This is a genomic window from Novosphingobium rosa NBRC 15208 (assembly GCF_001598555.1).
In the GTDB taxonomy this organism is placed as follows: Bacteria; Pseudomonadota; Alphaproteobacteria; order Sphingomonadales; family Sphingomonadaceae; genus Novosphingobium; species Novosphingobium rosa.
The window spans coordinates 57,022-74,536 of sequence record NZ_BCZE01000043.1 but is presented as its reverse complement, the minus strand read 5'-3'; the positions used below and the strand labels follow the sequence as shown (position 1 = coordinate 74,536).

The window sequence follows — 17,515 nt, the reverse complement described above, 5'->3', positions numbered from 1 at the left end:
CACGATTCCCCCGCCGCTGCAGCAGATGCTGCGGCTCGTGCCCAGGGCGGCGGATGCCTATTATCTGATGCGGCGCGGCAGCATCGATGCCAATCCGCTCTCGCCCAAACATGGCGAGCTGCTGCTGCTGGCGATCCTGGCCGCCGGTTACAGCCCGATGGCCGCCACCCATGTGCGCGGGGCCCGCAAGGCGGGCGCCAGCGACGAAGAGATTGCCGAAGCGGTGCTTTGTGCCGTTCCCGCTGCCGGGATCGCCGCCTGGATGGCGGTGGGCGGCATGCTGGCCCCGCCCGAGGAGGGCGGCCTGCCGCGCTGAGCATCCTGTTATATAACGAATATTTTCCAAAGGAGAGAGATTGTGGAACCCGAAAAGGATGTGATCCAGTACGAAGTGGCCGAGAACGGCATCTGCACGATCTGGCTGAACCGCCCGCATGTGAAGAATTGCGTCAGCCCGCAATTGCTGCGCGATCTGGAGGTCGCCGTCGACCGCGCCGCCGAAGACAGCAAGGTGCTGGCCGTGGTGTTCCGGGGCCGTGGCAACACTTTCTGCGCGGGCGCGGATCTGGGCCAGCTGGTCGGGCCGGTGCTGCATGAAACCAGCACCTCGCTGCAGCTCGCCATCGACTCGGCGCGCACCTATGACAAGATCTACAACATGAAGAAGCCGACCATCGCCTGTGTCGAAGGCTATGCCGTCGCGGGTGGTTTCGAGCTGTTCATCTCCTGCGATTTCGGCCTTGCCGCCGATGACGCCAAGATCGGCGATTTCCATATTCGCCGCGCGCTGTTCGGCGGCGCCGGGCCGATCTATCGCCTGCCGCGCTACATCGGCATGCGCAAGTCCAAGGAGCTGATGCTGACCGGCAAGCTGCTGTCTGGCACGGAATGCGTCGAATGGGGCCTGTGCAACGCCTCGGCGCCGGGCGACCAGCTGGAGCAGCTGATTCAGGACTTCTGCGCCCCGCTGATCGACAAGAGCCCCTTCTGCATGTGGATGACCAAGATGGCGGTCAACCGCGGCATGGATGCCGATACCAACTCGCTTATCACGCTTGAGACGATGACCTGCAATGTCGTCCATCACTCGGCGGATGCGAAGGAGGGCGTTGCGGCCTTCCTCGAAAAGCGCCAGCCGGTCTGGACGGGCAAGTAAGCCATGGCTGTCAGCATGGTCGTTCTGGCCAGCCGGCCACCGGACTGGACGCATGACCGGTTCACCACCTGGTGGCGCGGCCCTCACGCCGATGCCGCCAGGATCGTGCCGGGCCTGCAGGCCTATCGCCACGGCGCGGTGACCAGGGATTACGACAATCCCGAAGCGCCGGGCTGGGACGGCCATGCTGTGTTGACCTTCGCCGATCAGGCCGCGCTCGACGCCGCCTTCGCCTCGCCGGAATGGAAGGCCGCCACGGCCCAGACCAAAGGCATGGGCGGGCGGCGGATCATCCTGATCACGCAGGAGGTCGATCTTCTGGCAGGAGCGTCCCATGGCTGATTTCACGCCCGGTTTCACCGCCGCGCAGTTCCGGCTGGATGGCAAGCGCGCGCTGATCACGGGGGGCAGGGGCGCCTTGGCCGAAGCCATGGCGGCCACCCTTGCCGACCTTGGCTGCGCGGTGGCGCTCGCCTCGCGCAAGGGCGAGGATTGCGAGGCCATCGCCGCCCGGCTGTCCGAGCGCTTCGGCGTGCCGGCGATCGGCCTGTCCTGCAACATCGCCGATGAGGCCTCGGTCGAGCAGGCCATCGCGGCGGTGGTCGACAGGCTGGGCGGGCTCGACATTCTGGTCAACAATGCCGGGGCCTCGTGGTGGGGCCTGCCTCAGGACATTCCGCTCAAGGGCTGGCAGAAGGTGATGGATGTCAATGTCACCGGCACCTTTCTGGCCTGCCGCCATGCCGCAAGGCATATGATCGCGCAGGGCGGGGGGGCGATTGTCAACATAGCCTCGGTGGGGGCCTTCCTGTCCTACACGCCCGATGCCGGGCAGGTGGTGCCTTACACCACCAGCAAGGCCGCCATCGTTCATCTCACCAGTAATCTGGCGGCGCAATGGGCGGCCTCGGGCATCCGCGTCAACGCGATTGCCCCCGGCTCGATCGAGACCGGCATGACCGAAACGCTCGATGCCGCAACGCAGGAGAAGACCCGCGCCGGCATTCTGATGGGCCGCTTCGGCCTGCCGGGGGAGGTGGCGGGCACGCTGGCCCTGCTCGCCTCGGGCGCGGGGAGTTTCATCACCGGGCAGACCTTCCTTGTCGATGGAGGACAATCCATTGCCTGACCATCTCGACCATCCCCCCTTCGAATGGGGCACCGAAAGGCTCTGGCCGCAGTTCGAGCGGCTCGCTCTGGCCGATCCCGATGCGCTGGCTCTGGCCGACTGTCAGGACCGCTTGTGGAGCCGGGGGATGTTGCGCGATCTGGCGCTGGACATCGCCGCGCGCCTTGCCGGGGTGGGCATCGGTGCCGGATCGCGGGTGCTGGTGGCTGCCCACAAGACCCCCGCGACCATCGCCACGGCGCTGGCGGCCTCATCGCTGGAGGCGACCTTCTGCCCCGTCTCGCCAAAATTGGGGGAAGGCGATCTGACCCTGCTGGAATCGCTGCTGGGCCATGGCGCCAAAGTGACGGCCATGGATGCCGATACGGTGGCGGTGGCGGCGGTGACTGGTCCGCGCTCGCAGGATCCGCGCGATGCGCAATGCGTGCTGATCGGCTTCACCTCGGGCAGCACCGGCATGCCCAAGGGCGTGATGCATGGCGCCGGGGCGCTCAATTACGCGACCCGCGCCTGCGCCTCCATCGCGGGATTGCAGGCCGGTGACGCCATTCTCGGCATCGTGCCGCTCGACAGCGCGCCCGGCTTCACCTTCACCGCCCATTTCGCCTTGTCGCTGGGTCATCCGCTGGTGCTGGTCGATCCCTGGATCCCGGCCGAGGCGCTGCGCCGCGCCGAGCGCTATCACTGCGGATGGGCGATTGCCGTGCCCACCCATCTCTTCACCATGGTGGAGGCGGCGCGGCTGGGCGAATGGCAGGGCAACCTGCCGCTGCGCGCCATGGCGGTGGGCGGCAGCGCCATGACCGCCGAGTTGATCGCCGATGCCGACCGCCTGCTGGGACTGAAAGCCTTGCGCATGTTCGGCATGTCCGAATGCATGGGCCATGCTTCCACCCGGCCCACCCATTCGCTGGAACGGCGCCAGATGTTCGATGGCATCCCCTTTCCCGGCACGCAGGAAGAGGCTTTCGACAGCGATCTCAACCCCCTGCCGCGTGGTGAGCGCGGGCAGGCCGGGGTGCGGGGGCCGTCGCTGTTCCTGGGCTATGCGCAGGGGCTGGGCGCGGGGCAGGAGCGTATGACGCCCGAAGGCTTCTACCTCACCGGCGACGAAATCCTGCGGGACGAGGATGGTTTCGTGCGGGTGGTGGGCCGGATCAAGGATCAGATCATCCGCGGGGGCTTCAACATCGATCCCGCCGAGGTGGAGGCGGCGCTGCTGCGCCATCCCGCCATTGCCGAGGTAGCGGTTGTCGCCGTGCCGGAGCGCAAGCTGGGCGAGCAGGCCTGTGCCGTCTGCCGCCTGCGTCCTGGTGAAGGCTCGGTCGATCTGCCCTTGCTGCTGGCGCATATGGCGGCGCAGGGCGTGTCACGCAAGAAATGGCCCGAGCATCTGGTGCTGGTCGAGGCCATGGCGATCACCGCCACGGGCAAGCTGGACAAGAAGGCGATGGGCGTGATCGCGGTCGATGAGGTCGGCCGCCGCCGCGCCGCCGCGCCGACCGCTTAGGAGAGATGGAATGACCCGTTTGGCAACCGGCGCCGTGATCGACGGCGTGGCCGTGATCACCTTGGACAATCCCCCCGTCAACGCGCTTTCCGCTGCCCTGCGCGCCGACCTGCTGGCCGAGGTGGAGCGGGCCATCGGCGATGCCGGGGTGCGGGCGATCGTGCTGATCTGCGCCGGGCGCACCTTTATCGCGGGGGCGGACATCACCGAATTCGGCAAGGCGCCGCAGCCGCCGAGTTTCGCGGATCTTTTCGATGTGATCGAGAATGCCCCCAAGCCGGTGGTCGCGGCGCTCCATGGCACGGCCCTGGGCGGCGGCTTCGAACTGGCGCTGGCCTGTCATTATCGCATCGCGGCGCAGGGCGCCAAGGTCGGGCTGCCGGAGGTGCATCTGGGCCTGCTGCCCGGTGCGGGCGGAACGCAGCGCGTGCCGCGCGTGGTGGGGGCGCAGGCCGCGCTCGAGATCATCACCTCGGGGCGCCAGATCAGGGCGAGTGAAGCCCTTGCGCTCGGGCTGGTCGACCGGCTGGCCGAGGCGGATCTGCGCGAGGACGCGCTGGCCTTCGCGCGGCAGATCGTGGCGGATGGCGCCAGATGCCCCCGCATCCGCGACCGCGAGGACCGGATTGCGGCGGATCGCGCCAGTCCCGATCTTTTCGCCGATTTCGCCAAGGCCAATGCGCGCCGCTTCAAGGGGTTTGCCGCGCCATCCGGGATCGTCGAGGCGGTCAGGGCCGCCGTCACCCTGCCCTTCGAGGAGGGGCTGGCCCGCGAAACCGCGCTGTTCGACGAGCTTGTCGCCAGCCCGCAATCCGCCGCACAGCGCCATGTCTTTTTCGCCGAGCGGGAAGCCGCGCGTGTGCCTGCTCTGCCCGCAGAGGTCCAACCCATCGAGATCGGCTCTGTCGGTGTGATCGGCGCAGGGACGATGGGCGGCGGCATCACGATGAACTTCCTCAACGCCGGGATTCCGGTCAGGCTGATCGAGACCACGCAAGAGGCGCTCGATCGCGGTCTGGGTGCGATACGCCGGAATTACGAGGCGGCCGCCAAAAAGGGCCGCATGAGCGCCGATCAGGTCGAGCAGCGTATGGCGCTGATCACGCCTGGCCTCGATCTTGCCGCCCTTGCCGAGGTCGATCTGGTGATCGAGGCTGTCTATGAGAGCATGGAGGTCAAGACCGACATCTTCTGCAAGCTGGACCGGATTGCCCGGCCCGGCGCGATCCTGGCCTCGAATACCTCTTTCCTCGATCTCAACCGGATCGCGGCGGCCACGAACCGGCCCGAATGGGTCATCGGTTTGCACTTCTTTTCGCCCGCCAATATCATGCGGCTGCTCGAAGTGGTGAATGGTTCGGCAACCGCCTGGCCGGTGATCGCCTGCGCGATGAAGCTGGCCAAAAGGATCGGCAAGGTAGCGGTGCTGAGCGGCGTGTGCGATGGCTTTATCGCCAACCGCCTGCTTGCCCCGCGCGGCGTTCAGGCCGAGGCGATGATGCTGGAGGGCACGCCGATTGCCGAGATTGACCGGGTGCTGGTCGATTACGGCTTCGCCATGGGCCATTTCCAGATGATGGATCTGGTGGGGCTGGATGTGATCGGCCGCGATGCGACTGAGCGCAGCGTGATGGGGGATCTGGTCGGCGCCGGGCGGCTGGGCCAGAAGCGCGGCGCGGGTTATTACGACTATGACGAGCAGCGTCGCCCAAGCCCATCCCCCGTCACGCTGGGGCTGATTGGGGAGGTCGCGGCGGCCAAGGGCATCGCTGCAAGCCCGACCACCGGCGACGATGCCTTGCTGGCTCGCCTGCTGTATCCCGTGGTCAATGAGGGGGCCAGAATTCTGGATGAGGGCATCGCCTTGCGCGCCTCGGACATCGATATTGCGGCGATCCTGGGCTACAATTGGCCAGTCTATCGCGGTGGGCCGCTGTTCTGGGCCGACCAGATCGGGCTCCCCCGCATCGTCGCCGAGATGCGCGCGCTGGAGGCCGAACATGGCGAAACCTTCGCGCCCGCGCCGCTGCTGGTCCGGCTGGCGGAACAAGGCCTTGGCTTTGGGGACAAGGCATGAGCGTCAACCGCTCCTGGGTGCTGGCCCATCGCCCGGAAGGCGCGGTGGCCGCGACGGATTTCGGCTTTCGGGAAGAGGCCTTCACCCCGTCCGATCTGGCACAGGGCGAGATCCTGGTGCGCAGCCGGATTTTCTCTTGCGCTCCGACCATCCGTACCTGGCTCAATCCGCCAGGCCGTAGCTATCGCGGCGCGATCGAGATCGGTGAGGCGATCCGGGGCATGGCCGCTGTGGAGGTGATCGCGTCCTGCCACCCCCGGTTCTCCGTCGGCCAGCTGGTCACGGCGGTTGCGCCCTGGCAGGATTATGCCGTGCTGCGCCCGGATGAGGCCGCCGTGCCGGTGACAGCCATCCCGGAGGGCATGGAGGCGGTGGATGCGATGACGCTCTATTCGCCCAACAGCCTGACCGCCTATTTCGGCCTGTTCTCCGTGGGAGAGCCACGGCCGGGTATGACGGTGCTGGTGTCGGGAGGTGCGGGTTCTGTGGGGGCCATGGTGTGTCAGATGGCCAGGATCGCCGGCTGCAGGGTCGTCGCGGTGGCGGGCGGGCAGGAGAAATGCCGCTGGCTGATGGAGTCTTGCGGGGCAGATGCGGCCATCGATTATCGGTCGCAGGATCTGCCCGGCCAGTTGAAGGCGGCTTGTCCCAAAGGCGTCGATATTTTCTTCGACAATGTCGGTGGTGACATTTTGCAGGCTGCGGTTGATCGCATGGTGGCGCATGGCCGGATTGTTCTATGCGGTCAGATCTCCGCTTATGACAGCGGTGAACCGGCAGCCGGGCCGCGCGATATGATGAAGCTGGTTTATGGCCGGGTTCGCATGGAGGGTTTTGTTGTCGGCGATTATGCCGAGCACTATCCCGAAGCCATGAGAGCCATTCGTGCATGGGCGGCAAGCGGCCAGATCCGCAGCCGGGTTGATCTCCGGGAAGGATTCGATGTCTTGCCTTCCGCCTTCACGGAGCTTTTCAAAGGCCAAAACATGGGAACGCTGCTTGTTCAAATCCCGGATCCATAAGTGAACTGTTTGATCTGGTTGAAGAAGCGCTCGACGAGATTGCGTTGGCGGTAGAGCCACGGCGAGAAGCCGAAACGCTGCTTACGGTTGGATCGGTTGGGAATTTTGGCCCAAACGCCACGGGCGGCGGCGGTCTCGCGGATGGCGTTGCTGTCGTAGCCCTTGTCGCCCGGCAGGGTGGCGCCAGCAGGAATGGTCTCGATCAACGCGTCGGCCTCGCAGGCGTCGTCGATGGCCCGGAGCGTTCCGGAACCTCGGCCCATGTGACGCCTGAGCGAAAGCGCCCCATGATCCCGTTGAGCACCCGGTGGTCATCCACCCGAGGCACCCCGCGCGCTTGTTGGGCAACAAGGGTTCGATGATTGCCCATGCCCGATCTGTCACTTCATACCGCTGCCGTGTCATTCATCCCTCCAATCCAGGAGGGCGCTGAATCGCGCAAACCGACAAACCTCAAGCCAGTTATGAGTTTACGCCCTCGTTGTCTTTGAAGCGCGCCGAATTTTTGGCAGGGCTTTTCCAGCGAAATGAATGGAGTACGGCTATTGAGGAGATGGTCGAAGGCTGCAAGGGTCGGCTTTGTCAGCGCGTGCGGGCTAAAGTGGCGGCACCAGTGTAATCCATGCAGATATTTCCCGCCGAGATGTAAATGGTGTTATCTCGACCGCATCCAGTCGACGGGGGGAATCGACCATGACCGAGTGCTGTATTGCCTACCCAGCAGCATTGAATGCAAACTGGGTAGGTTGAAAATAAACTGGAGTTTTGGCGATTTAATCGACTGTACTTTAAAAGTATTTATTTATAACGACTTGCAGCTGAATTTTTCGACTTGTTGTGTGACAGTCTCTTGAGATTTCACCATGCGCTTTCCATGGATGATATCTTGACCAAATTCAGATGATAAGTACAATTTTTCATTTTCATTGAAGATGATATACGTGAATGTGGTGAATGGTCCGCCCATTCCATAAACAGGAACCACGGCTTTGATATAATTTTTCCCAGCGTATAAATTAAAATTGTAGATTTTATTCAGCATGCAGGCAAAAAATTCACCCTTTGGTATTTTTATTTCTTCTTTCGATCCTTCGCCTAATTCGAAAGGTGGATTTTCGGAATTCTGAGATCCTGTTGCCTCAGAACATTTGGCTATGCTTAAAAACTCTCTGGCAAATAGATTTGCTGGAGGCGTGTTGACCGCCTGTATGCTTGCATATGTATGGTTTTCGTCGATCTTCGTCAGATGATATTTTATAATGAAATTGCCATATGTTTCCAGGTCAGGTTTTGTTTTCCTGAGCTTGATTCCAAAGGATGTTGGGATTTTGTTTTGCTTCATGGAGCCTTTGGAAAGCATCTGGTTCATGGACAGGTGCTCATTTATGCATTTTGACGACTCATCTTCATTCATGGCTAAATTCAAGCCGCCTATGAATGAGTAATCCCATCCATTTGGTATTTGATTGTTTGGATTTTCAGGTGTGGCACTCATTCCTTGAGTGGACTGCGTAAGGATCACGATTGCGGACATCGCTCTCCAGATATGTGATTTTTTCAACGTCATTCCTCTGTCTCACGCATGTGCCGCCAGCAGCCTTGCCATCAAGGCTTGAAACTTCGCCTGCTCAGGAGGGCGGCGCAGCGCATTATAGCCCGAAACGCGCCTCAGCTTTTAGGGAGGGCCTTTTGTGGGGCGCCGATTTGCAGGCGCCCCATTACTTGTCAAAATGCCAGGCGGAAGCCCGCATTACCCTTCCAGCCATAGCTCTTGCCGGCATCCTGCGTGGCGGTCTTGCCCGAGGCCTGGGCAAAGATCGAGAAGCCCCGGCCCAGCACCACACTGGCGCCCACGCCGGCCTCACCCCACAGATGATAGTTTTCACGCCCGATCGCCGCGCCTGAAATCTCGGTCACCGTGCCGTTCAGCCACTCATAGCTCAGGCTGGCCACGGCATAGAGGTGGCTGCGCCCATCCTGCCGGTCGAGCGAGATGCCCCAGCGGCTTTTCAGACTGTCACCCAGACGCGAGGTCACCACCGCGCCATTGGGATCGGTAAAACCGTCGAAGCCGATGGTGGAATAGACCATCTGCACCTGCGGCGTCACCGACAGATGGCCGCCCACTGGCCAGCGCTTGCCGATCTCGAGGCTATAGGCCTCACCGCGCCCCTTGTTGCCATCGACCAGCGAGCCCAGCACAGAGGAGGACAGGCGGCTGTCATACCAGTTCACCTGCGCGCGCCCGTCCACATAGAAGCCCTGCGGCCCGAACCAGCTCAGCGTGCCGCCAAGGCTGTAGGCCGAGGTCTTGATGCTGCCATTGCCGAAGATCGAGCCGACATTGGTGGTCGCCTCGCCGTAACCGGCCACCACGCCCAGCACCAGCGCGGAACCATCGGCACGCTGGCTCAGCACCTGATCGGCGCCGACCTCGACCTTCCAGATATCGACGCCGACATGGCTCAGGCTGCTCGACCGCGCGGCATTGGCGCGCAGACCCTGGCCCTCGAAGCGCTGCCACAGGCCAGACTGGCGTTCTCCGCCCTGCATCCACTGGCGGTCGCCGATGCGCTGCTGCATCGTGCCCAGATCGTTGAGCGCCAGCAGCGCCTGGCTGTAGGCCTCATAGACCGGCACGCCGGGCTGATAGAGCGGGGTTGCCGGAGCGCTGCCCGAAGTATCGCCCGTATCGCTCGCGCCGCTTCCCGCATCGAGCAGGTTCGAGCGCAAATACCAGTCACCATCGGCGGTGTTGACGCCATTCTTGTAGAGGCGATAGCCATAGGCCCCCGCCACCACGGCCTGCTGGCCCTCGAAGAGATAGTTGCCCGCCAGCGTGAAGGTGCCGTTCGAAGCGCCGGTCACATCCACAACCTTGATGCCGTTGACGGTGGCGGCGCCAAGCCCCCCGGTGTTGGTCACCTTGATGATGGTGTTCCCGGCGGTGGCGCCATTCACCACCAGCAGATCGCTGCGCGAGGCATCGCCGCCCAGCGCGGTCTTGATCGCCAGCGTGCCATTGGCGCCGGTGTAATCACCATTCACCGTCAGCGTGCCAAAGCCGTTCAGTCCCGGTGAGACCGTGCCCGCATTGGTCACACTGCCCACCTGACCTGTGCCGGCCAGCGTGCCGCCCGAACCGACCGTGACCGAACCGCCAAGCTGCCCCGTCACGGCCAGCGTGCCTGCCGAGACCGTGGCCGCGCCCGAATAGCCATTGCCATCGCCCGCCAGCAGCAGCGTGCCCGCACCGTTCTTGGTCAGCGCGCCCGAGCCGGTCAGCCCGCCGGTCAACGTCAGCGTGGTGGCATTCACGGTGGTGATGCCGCTGGTGTCCGTCACATCGAAGGCGCGCGCGGTGGTCAGATCGGCGGTGGTGGACAGCGTGCCGCCATTCAGCGTCACCCCGCCGGTGGCCGCCCCCAGATTGGCGTCAGAGGCGATCTGCAGCATGCCGCCATTGATGCTGGTGCCATCGGTGTACTGATTGGCGGCGGTGAGGATCAGCGTGCCCGCGTCGGTCTTCACCAGCTGGGTGGAGCCCGCCAGCACGGCATCGATGGTGGCGGTGTAAGCTGCGCCTGCGGCAGTCCCGTCACCCACGCGGATCGTGGATTGCGGTCCAACGAGCGTCAGCGTGGCGCCGTTGATGCGGTAGCCGCTGGTGGCGAACTGCATGCCCGATGCGCTGACCGCGCCAAGGCTGTTGTCCACCGTCACTGTGCCCGCCGTGCCTGCGAAGATGTCGAAGCTGCCGGTTGCGTTGGGTGCATTCACGCTGCCGTTGGAGGTCGTCCAATTGTCATTGCCGGTGCTGGCCTGCCACAAGCCGTTACCGCCATTGATAACGCTGTTGTTCTGACCAGCGCCAGCACCATCCCAGAAGCTGAGCTGCAGGCCATTGGTGTTCACCAGATTGACCTGGCCCGCCACGGAAGTCTGCACCGTCACCGCGCTGCCGCTTGGCATGGAGCCCAAAGTCAGCCCATTGTCGGTCAGCGTGCCGCCATAGTTGAACAGGCGATAGATGCCCGGATCGAAGGTGCCGCCCGAGGTGACCGACACATTGAGCGTGCCATCCAGCACCAGCTTGCCGCCGACATTGACCAGATCGTTGAGCGTGCCGCCCGCCGTGCCAGCCTGCCCCAACTGATAGTTCAGCACGCTGCCGCCCGAGAGCGAGAGGTTGCCGTTGATGGTCAGCGTGCCCGCCGTGCTGGCGGTGCCCGGCGAGAGGGTTGCGCCATCGGCCAGCGTCACATCGCCGCCGATGGTGCCGCTGCCGCCCAGCGTCGCGCCATTGGCCACGCTGGTCAGGCCCGTCGCGGCCGACTGGTTGCCGTTCACCAGCAGTGTGCCCGCGCCAACGGTGGTCGCGCCGGTGTAGCTGTTGGTGCCCGTCAGCACCAGCGTGCCGCTGCCGTTCTGGAACAGAGCGCCGGTGCCGGAAACCAACCCGGCCAGCGTCAGCGTGGTGCCTGCGTCCGGCGCCACAGCGCCATCACCGATCAGGCTGACGGCGCGGCTCGTCGCCAGATCCGCCGCGGTGCTCAGCGTGCCGCCGTTGAAGCTGATCCCGCCCGCAGCGGCGCCCAGATTGCCGTCATTGGCAACACGCAGCGTGCCACCGTCGATCTGCGTGCCGCCGGTGTAGGTGTTGGCGCCGGTCAGCACCAGCGTGCCCACATCGCTCTTCACTAGCTGGGCATTGCCCTGGATCACCGCGTTGATCGTGGTGGTGAAGCCCGTACCCACAGAGGTGCCATCGCCCACGCGGATGGTCGATTGCGGCCCGGTCAGCGTCAGCGCGTCGCCCGTGAGCACATAGCCGTCAGAGGCGAACTGCAGGCCCGAGGCGGTCACCGCGCCCAGGCTGTTGTCGATGGTGACGGTGCCCGGCGTGCCCGCGAAGATCGCCAGGGCGCCGTCGCTATAGCCAGCGTTCACCGCGCCGGTGGCGTTGGTCCAGTTGGTGTTGCCCGCGCTCGCCTGCCAGACGCCGCTGCCGCCATCGACCCGGTTGTTGAACTTGGGCCCTGCCGCGCCATCCCAGAAGCTGAGCGTCTGCCCGCCGGTGTTGATCAGATTGACCTGATTGGCCACCGATGTCTGCACCGACACATCGCTGCCCGCAGGCATGGTGCCCAGCGAAAGACCATTGTCGGTCAGCGAACCGCCATAGCTGATCACGCGATAGAGGCCGGGGCCGAAGGTGCCGCCGGTGGGCACGGTCACATTGATCGTGCCGTCCAGCGTGAGATTGCCCTTCACGATGGTCAGATCGTTGTAGGAGCCGCCGATCACATTGGCCTGCCCGATCTCGTAATTGAGCAGCGAACCGCCCGAGAGCGAGAGATTGCCATTGATGGTCAACGTGCCGGGGCTGTTGCCCGGGGCGATCGCGCCGCCATCGGCCACGGTGACATTCCCGCCCACGATGCCGCTGCCGCCCAGCGTGCCGCCGCTCAGCACGCTGGTGAGACCTGTTGCCGTTGACTGGTCGCCATTGATGCGCAGCGTCCCGCCCGAGATGGTGGTGGCGCCGGTGTAGCTGTTGTTCGCGGTCAGGATCGTGGTGCCCGCCAGCTGGTTGACCACGCCCGCGCCGCTGATCAGCGCGCCGAAGGTGTAGCCCGCATCGGTATGGTTGAAGTTGATCGCGCTGTTGGCGTTGACGATCACGCTGCTGGCATCGAGCGTGCCGGCTGCCTCCGCCGCCGAGCCCGAGGCCGCGCCGATGTTGAGCGTGCCCGTGGCCGTCGAGGCATCGCCCAGCACCAGCGAGCCGTCCACCTTGGTCGTGCTGCCATCCGCAAGCGTGATCGTGCCGCTGCCCGTGCCGCTGCCCACGGTCAGGTTGCCGGTGGTGGTCAGGCCCGAGCCGCTGCCCGAAACCAGAATGGTCGCCGGATAGGCCGAGGAGACCGTGCCCGCCGTGATGCCGCTGAAGGTCGCCGTGCCGCCATTGGTCAGCGAGAGGCTGCCATCGGTCATGGTCAGCGCGCCCTGGCTGGTCCAGCCGCTTCCCGTGCCATCGATGCTGATCGAGGGCAGCGTGCCATTGCCCGCTGCCGCGCCCATGGTGGTCGTGCCAGCAGTGGTCACCTTGCCGCCGTTGCTGACGGTGATGAAATTGTTGCTGGTGGCTCCGGCGGCCAGCACCACCGCGCCGCCGATGTTGGCCTGCGAGCCCGCCCCCGAAACGGTCAGCGAGTCAAGCGTGGTGCCCAACGCCGTCTGCAGGGTGAAGGCGCCGGTGGTGTTCAGCACGCCTCCATTGACCACGCTGACGGTCGATGGCCCGCTGGTGGTGGAGCGTGCGAGAAGGGTGGTGGTGGTGTAGGTCGCCCCCGCATCGACGATGAGGTTGCCGTTGGTCAGCGAGGTGGCGCCGGAACTGACCGTTGCCCCCAGATAGCGGAAGGTGCCCCCGCCGCTGGAAAGGGTTGTTCCGCCGCTGTAGCTGCTGTTGCCGGTGAAGGTGATGGTGCCCGAAGCGATGCTGGTGATCCCGCCGGTGCCGGTGATCGACCCAGTGTAGGTCCAGTCGTTCGCGGTGGCCATCGCCAGCGCGCCATTGTTGACGATAGCGCCGGTGATCGAGGCATTGAGGGTGGAGGTGCCGATCTGCAGCGTGCCCGCCGCGATGGTGGCGCCGCCATTGAAGATGTTGTCACCCGTGAGGATCAGCTTGCCCACGCCGCTCTTGGTCAGCGCGCCGCCCACCAGCGCATTGTTGATGGTTAGGCCGTTCGAAGCGGTGGTGGTGACATTGATCCCGCCGCCATTGGCGCCCCAGTTCACCGTGCGCGCCATGACGGCCGCGCCGCCGGTCCACAGCAGCGTGCCGCCGTTGATGGTCAGATCGGTGCCCGCCGCACCCAGATTGGCGTTGGAGGAGACCGAGAGCGTGCCCGCGTCGATTGCCGTGCCGCCGGTGTAGGTGTTGGTGCCCGAGAGGACCAGCGTGCCCAGATCGCTCTTCACCAGCTGCGTCGCGCCCTGGATCACCGAGGAAATGGTGGCGGTGTCATTGGCCCCTGCCGAGGTGCCGTCACCCACGCGGATCGTCGATTGCGGGCCGGTCAGCGTCAGCGCGCCGCCGCTCAGGGTGTAGCCGGAGCTGGCGAATTGCAGACCCGAGGCGGTCACCGCGCCAAGGCTGTTGTCGATGGTGACCGTGCCGGGCGTGCCGCTGAAGATGGCCAGCGCGCCATCGCTATAGCCCGCGTTCACCGCGCCGGTGGCATTGGCCCAGTTGCCGTTGCCGGCGCTGGCCTGCCATGTGCCGCTGCCGCCATCGATCTGGTTGTTGAACTGCGCGCCCGTGCCGTCCCAGAAGTTGAGCGTCTGGCCGCCGGTGTTGATGAGGTTGACCTGCCCCGCCATCGAGGTCTGCACCGTCACATCGCTGCCCGTGGGCGTGGTGCCGACCGACAGGCCATTGTCGGCCAGCGAGCCGCCATAGCTGATCACGCGATAGAGGCCGGGCCCGAAGGTGCCGCCTGCCGAGGTGGTGACATTGATCGTGCCGCCGAGCGTGAGATTGCCCTTCACGACGGTGAGGTCATTGAGCGAGCCGCCCACCGTGTTGGCCTGCCCCAGCTCGTAATTGAGCAGCGAGCCGCTGGAGAGCGAGAGGTTGCCGTTGATCGTCAGCGTGCCCGGGCTGTTGCCGGGCGCCAGAGTGCCGCCATTGGCCACGGTGACATCACCGCCGATGATGCCGCTGCCGCCCAGCGTGCCGCCGCTCGCCACGGTGGTGAGGCCCGTGGCTGCCGACTGGTCGCCGTTGATGCGCAGCGTGCCGCCCGAAATGGTGGTGGCCCCGGTGTAGCTGTTGTTGCCCGTCAGGATCGTGGTGCCCGCCAGCTGGTTGAGCGCGCCCGCACCGCTGATCAGCGCGCCGAACGTATAGCCGGTGTCGGTGTGGTTGAAGGTGATCGTGCTGCCGCTGCCGGTCGTCACGCTGGTGGCATCGAGCGTGCCCGCGCCCACCGCCGCCGAGCCCGAGGCCGCGCCGATGGTAAGCGTGCCGATGCCCGTGCCCATATCGAACGTGCCGCTGCCCGCCTCGACCGTGCCGCCATCGGCGATCGTCAATGTGGAGCCGATGGTGTTGGTGGTGGTGTTGGTCAGGGCCAGCGTGCCGGTGGTCACCAGCTTCGAGCCCGTGCCCGTCACCGCAATATCGACCGATGGATTGCTCGTGCTGGTTCCGGTGGCATAGCCGAAAAGGGCGCTGCTGGCGCTCAGCACGCCGCCGTCCGAGATGGTCAGCGTGCCGCGACGCATCGCCAGCGCATTGTTGATCGTCCATTGCGAGCCCGCGCCCGAGATGGTGACGAGGGCACGCATGTTCGTCGGCTGAGTTGGCAAAAGGCCATTGCCCAGCGTGACGGCGCCTGTCGAGGTCATGCTGGCGCCATCGAGGATGTTGATGTTGGCCGTGCCGAAATTGCCACCGGTCAGGGTGGTGTTGGTCAGGCTCGATCCCGCGCCGGTGACGGTCACCGTACCGGCGCCGTTCAGCGTGCCGCCCAGGGTCAGCGCGCCCAGCGTGGCCGTGCCGCCGTTCTGGACCGTCAGCGCTGTGCCGTTGGAGGTTAGCACGGTGGCGCCGCTGGTGGCCAGCTTCGCGGCGGCGCCATCGACGATCAGCGCCGCGTTCGTCGCAGTCATGGTGATGCCCGATGTACCGGTGATCTGCCCGCCCGAGAGCAGCAGCGTGCCGCCGCTGAGCGAGGTCGCACCGGTGTAGCTGCTGTTGCCGGTCAGTGTCAGCGTGTTCGAGCCGGTCTTGGTCAGGGAGCCTGTGCCCGAGATCGCCCCGCCATAGGTCCAGCCGGTGCTGCTGTTGAAAACCAGCGCGCCATTGTCGAGCACATCGCCGGCAAGGGTGCCGGTGGCGCCGCCACTACCGATCTGTAGGCTGCCCGCGCTGATGGTCGTGCCGCCGGTGTAGCTGTTGTTTCCAGCCAGGATCACGCCACCCGCGCCGATCTTGGTCAGGCTGCCGGAGCCGGTGAGGCCGTTGTTGATCGTGTAATAGGAGCCCGATGTGGTGATGTCGACGGTGCCGCCATTGCTCCCCAGATTGACGGTACGCGTCGCGCTGGAGCTGAAGCTGGTGAGCTGCAGGGTGCCGCCATTGAGCGTGAGCGCCCCGGCATTGTCGCCCAGCGAGGCGTCCGTCGAACCCACAAGCACGCCGCCCGTGATGGTGGTGCCGCCCGTGAAATAGTTGCTGAAGGCGCTCAGCGTGGTGGTGCCGCTGCCCGACTGGATCAGCGTGCCCGTGCCATAGAGCGTGCCCACCGAAACCGCGCCGCTGCCGCCCAGTTCCAGCGTGCCATTGTTGGTCATCGTGCCGAAGGTGATGGTGCCGTTGCCGGTCTTGAGCGTGCCCTGGTTGATCGTCCAGCCCAGACCCGACGTGTTGTCACCGGTGAGGGTCCAGGTGCTGGCGCCGTTCTTCTGGTAGCTGTCGAAGCCCTGATATTGCGAGCCGATGGTGGAGACATCGAAGCTGGCATTGGTGTCGCCGCCCAGACGGAAGATGTCGGTGGTGCCGGGGCTGGCGATTACATTGCCGATGATGTTCGATCCGGCCTGCAATTCCAGGACCGACGTGCTGTTGGCCGTGGTGCCGAACTGGATCGCGGTGCTGCTGCCGCTGCCTGCCTGGATGGTGCCGCTGTTGACCACTGTGGCCACCCATTGCGCGCTGCCATTGGCAGCGATGGCCGCCGCGCCATTGCCGCCGGTCAGCGTGCCGCTGTTGGTGATGGTGGTGGCAAAGCTGCCGGTGCCGTTGATCGCCGCGCCGCCGGTGGCGCCGCTGCTGGTGCTGTCAAACCCACCCTGAATGATCCCGGCATTGGTGAGGGTGGCCGTGTTGCTCGCGGCATTCACGTAAACCCCTGCGCCGGCTCCGGCGCCCGCGCTGCTGCCGCCCTGAATGGTGCCCGAGGCAGCATTGGTCAGCGCCCCGCCACTGGAGAGGGTGACGCCCGCGCCTGCGCCCGCCGCGCCGCCGGTATAGGCGATGGCGCTGCCGCCGGTGATCGTGCCATTGTTGGTGAAGCTCTGCGAGGCGCTGAGCGCGACGCCATTGGTGCCCGCGACATTCGCGGCGGTCTGGCTGCCGCCGGCGATGGTGGCAGTGCTGACGACATTGCCGCCCGTGCTCAGGCTGAGCGCCGTGCCCGCCGTGCCGGTGGCATTGCCCAGGATCGTGCCACTGAGGGTCAGCGTGCCGGTGGTGGTGCTGTTACCGCTGATGATGATGCTAGATCCCGAACCCGACAGGGTGAAGCCAGCCGTGTCGATGGTGATCGGCTTGGTGGCGCCGGGCAGCGCGGTGTTGGAGACCGAGAAGCTGGAGGTCAGCGTGATGGTGGCGCTGGTATCGCCGTCGGCATTGGCATTGGCGATCGCCTGCTGCAGCTCCGCTTCACTTCCCGCCGTATAGGTGCCGGCCATGGCCTGCGAGGGGAGCAGCAGCGCCAGGGTGACGGCCATACCGCCCGCTCCGAGCAAGAGATGACGCCGGCCGCGCGTGGAGTGGGCGTGGCTTGACGGGCGGCGCATTGGCAGCATGGGGTCCCCTGTTTGT

The 17,515-nt window shown here is 65.2% G+C and carries 9 protein-coding genes and 1 pseudogene; 7 read left to right on the top strand and 3 right to left on the bottom strand.

Features of this window, described 5'->3' with window-relative positions:
• The 7 genes from SR3_RS17185 to SR3_RS17155 all read left to right on the top strand — a co-directional run.
• Positions 1–316, top strand: a 316-nt coding sequence (locus SR3_RS17185; RefSeq protein WP_174549160.1) for a carboxymuconolactone decarboxylase family protein, incomplete at its 5' end; no start/stop codon positions are given.
• A 42-nt stretch (positions 317–358) separates the two neighbouring features.
• Entirely contained in the window at positions 359–1,156 is a 798-nt protein-coding gene (locus SR3_RS17180; RefSeq protein ID WP_068088867.1) for an enoyl-CoA hydratase/isomerase family protein, read from the top strand.
• A 3-nt stretch (positions 1,157–1,159) separates the two neighbouring features.
• A complete protein-coding gene (locus tag SR3_RS17175; RefSeq protein WP_068088865.1) occupies positions 1,160–1,498 on the top strand; it encodes an EthD family reductase in 339 nt (112 codons plus the stop codon).
• The gene (locus SR3_RS17170; protein WP_068088862.1) at positions 1,491–2,285 is read left to right on the top strand and encodes an SDR family NAD(P)-dependent oxidoreductase; all 795 of its coding nucleotides are present in this window, start codon (positions 1,491–1,493) and stop codon (positions 2,283–2,285) included. The genes SR3_RS17175 and SR3_RS17170 overlap by 8 nt, the downstream gene beginning before the upstream one ends.
• The gene (locus tag SR3_RS17165) at positions 2,263–3,795 is read left to right on the top strand and encodes a class I adenylate-forming enzyme family protein (RefSeq protein ID WP_068088857.1); all 1,533 of its coding nucleotides are present in this window, start codon (positions 2,263–2,265) and stop codon (positions 3,793–3,795) included. Before SR3_RS17170 ends, SR3_RS17165 begins: the two co-directional genes overlap by 23 nt.
• A 10-nt stretch (positions 3,796–3,805) precedes the next feature.
• Positions 3,806–5,872 (top strand): 3-hydroxyacyl-CoA dehydrogenase NAD-binding domain-containing protein, encoded by a 2,067-nt coding sequence (locus SR3_RS17160; RefSeq protein WP_068088854.1) that lies wholly within the window; start codon positions 3,806–3,808, stop codon positions 5,870–5,872.
• The gene (locus SR3_RS17155) at positions 5,869–6,894 is read left to right on the top strand and encodes an NADP-dependent oxidoreductase (RefSeq protein WP_068088853.1); all 1,026 of its coding nucleotides are present in this window, start codon (positions 5,869–5,871) and stop codon (positions 6,892–6,894) included. Before SR3_RS17160 ends, SR3_RS17155 begins: the two co-directional genes overlap by 4 nt.
• A 2-nt stretch (positions 6,895–6,896) precedes the next feature.
• On the opposite strand, the pseudogene SR3_RS32445 reads toward SR3_RS17155, so the two are convergent.
• The 3 genes and pseudogenes from SR3_RS32445 to SR3_RS17140 all read right to left on the bottom strand — a co-directional run.
• Positions 6,897–7,299, bottom strand: a pseudogene (locus tag SR3_RS32445) (transposase); the annotation flags it as partial.
• A 397-nt stretch (positions 7,300–7,696) separates the two neighbouring features.
• A complete protein-coding gene (locus SR3_RS31390; RefSeq protein ID WP_157098922.1) occupies positions 7,697–8,428 on the bottom strand; it encodes a hypothetical protein in 732 nt (243 codons plus the stop codon).
• 191 nt (positions 8,429–8,619) lie between these two features.
• Positions 8,620–17,421, bottom strand: a complete 8,802-nt coding sequence (locus SR3_RS17140; RefSeq protein ID WP_068088845.1) for an autotransporter outer membrane beta-barrel domain-containing protein — start codon at positions 17,419–17,421, stop codon at positions 8,620–8,622.
• Positions 17,422–17,515 lie beyond the last annotated feature (94 nt).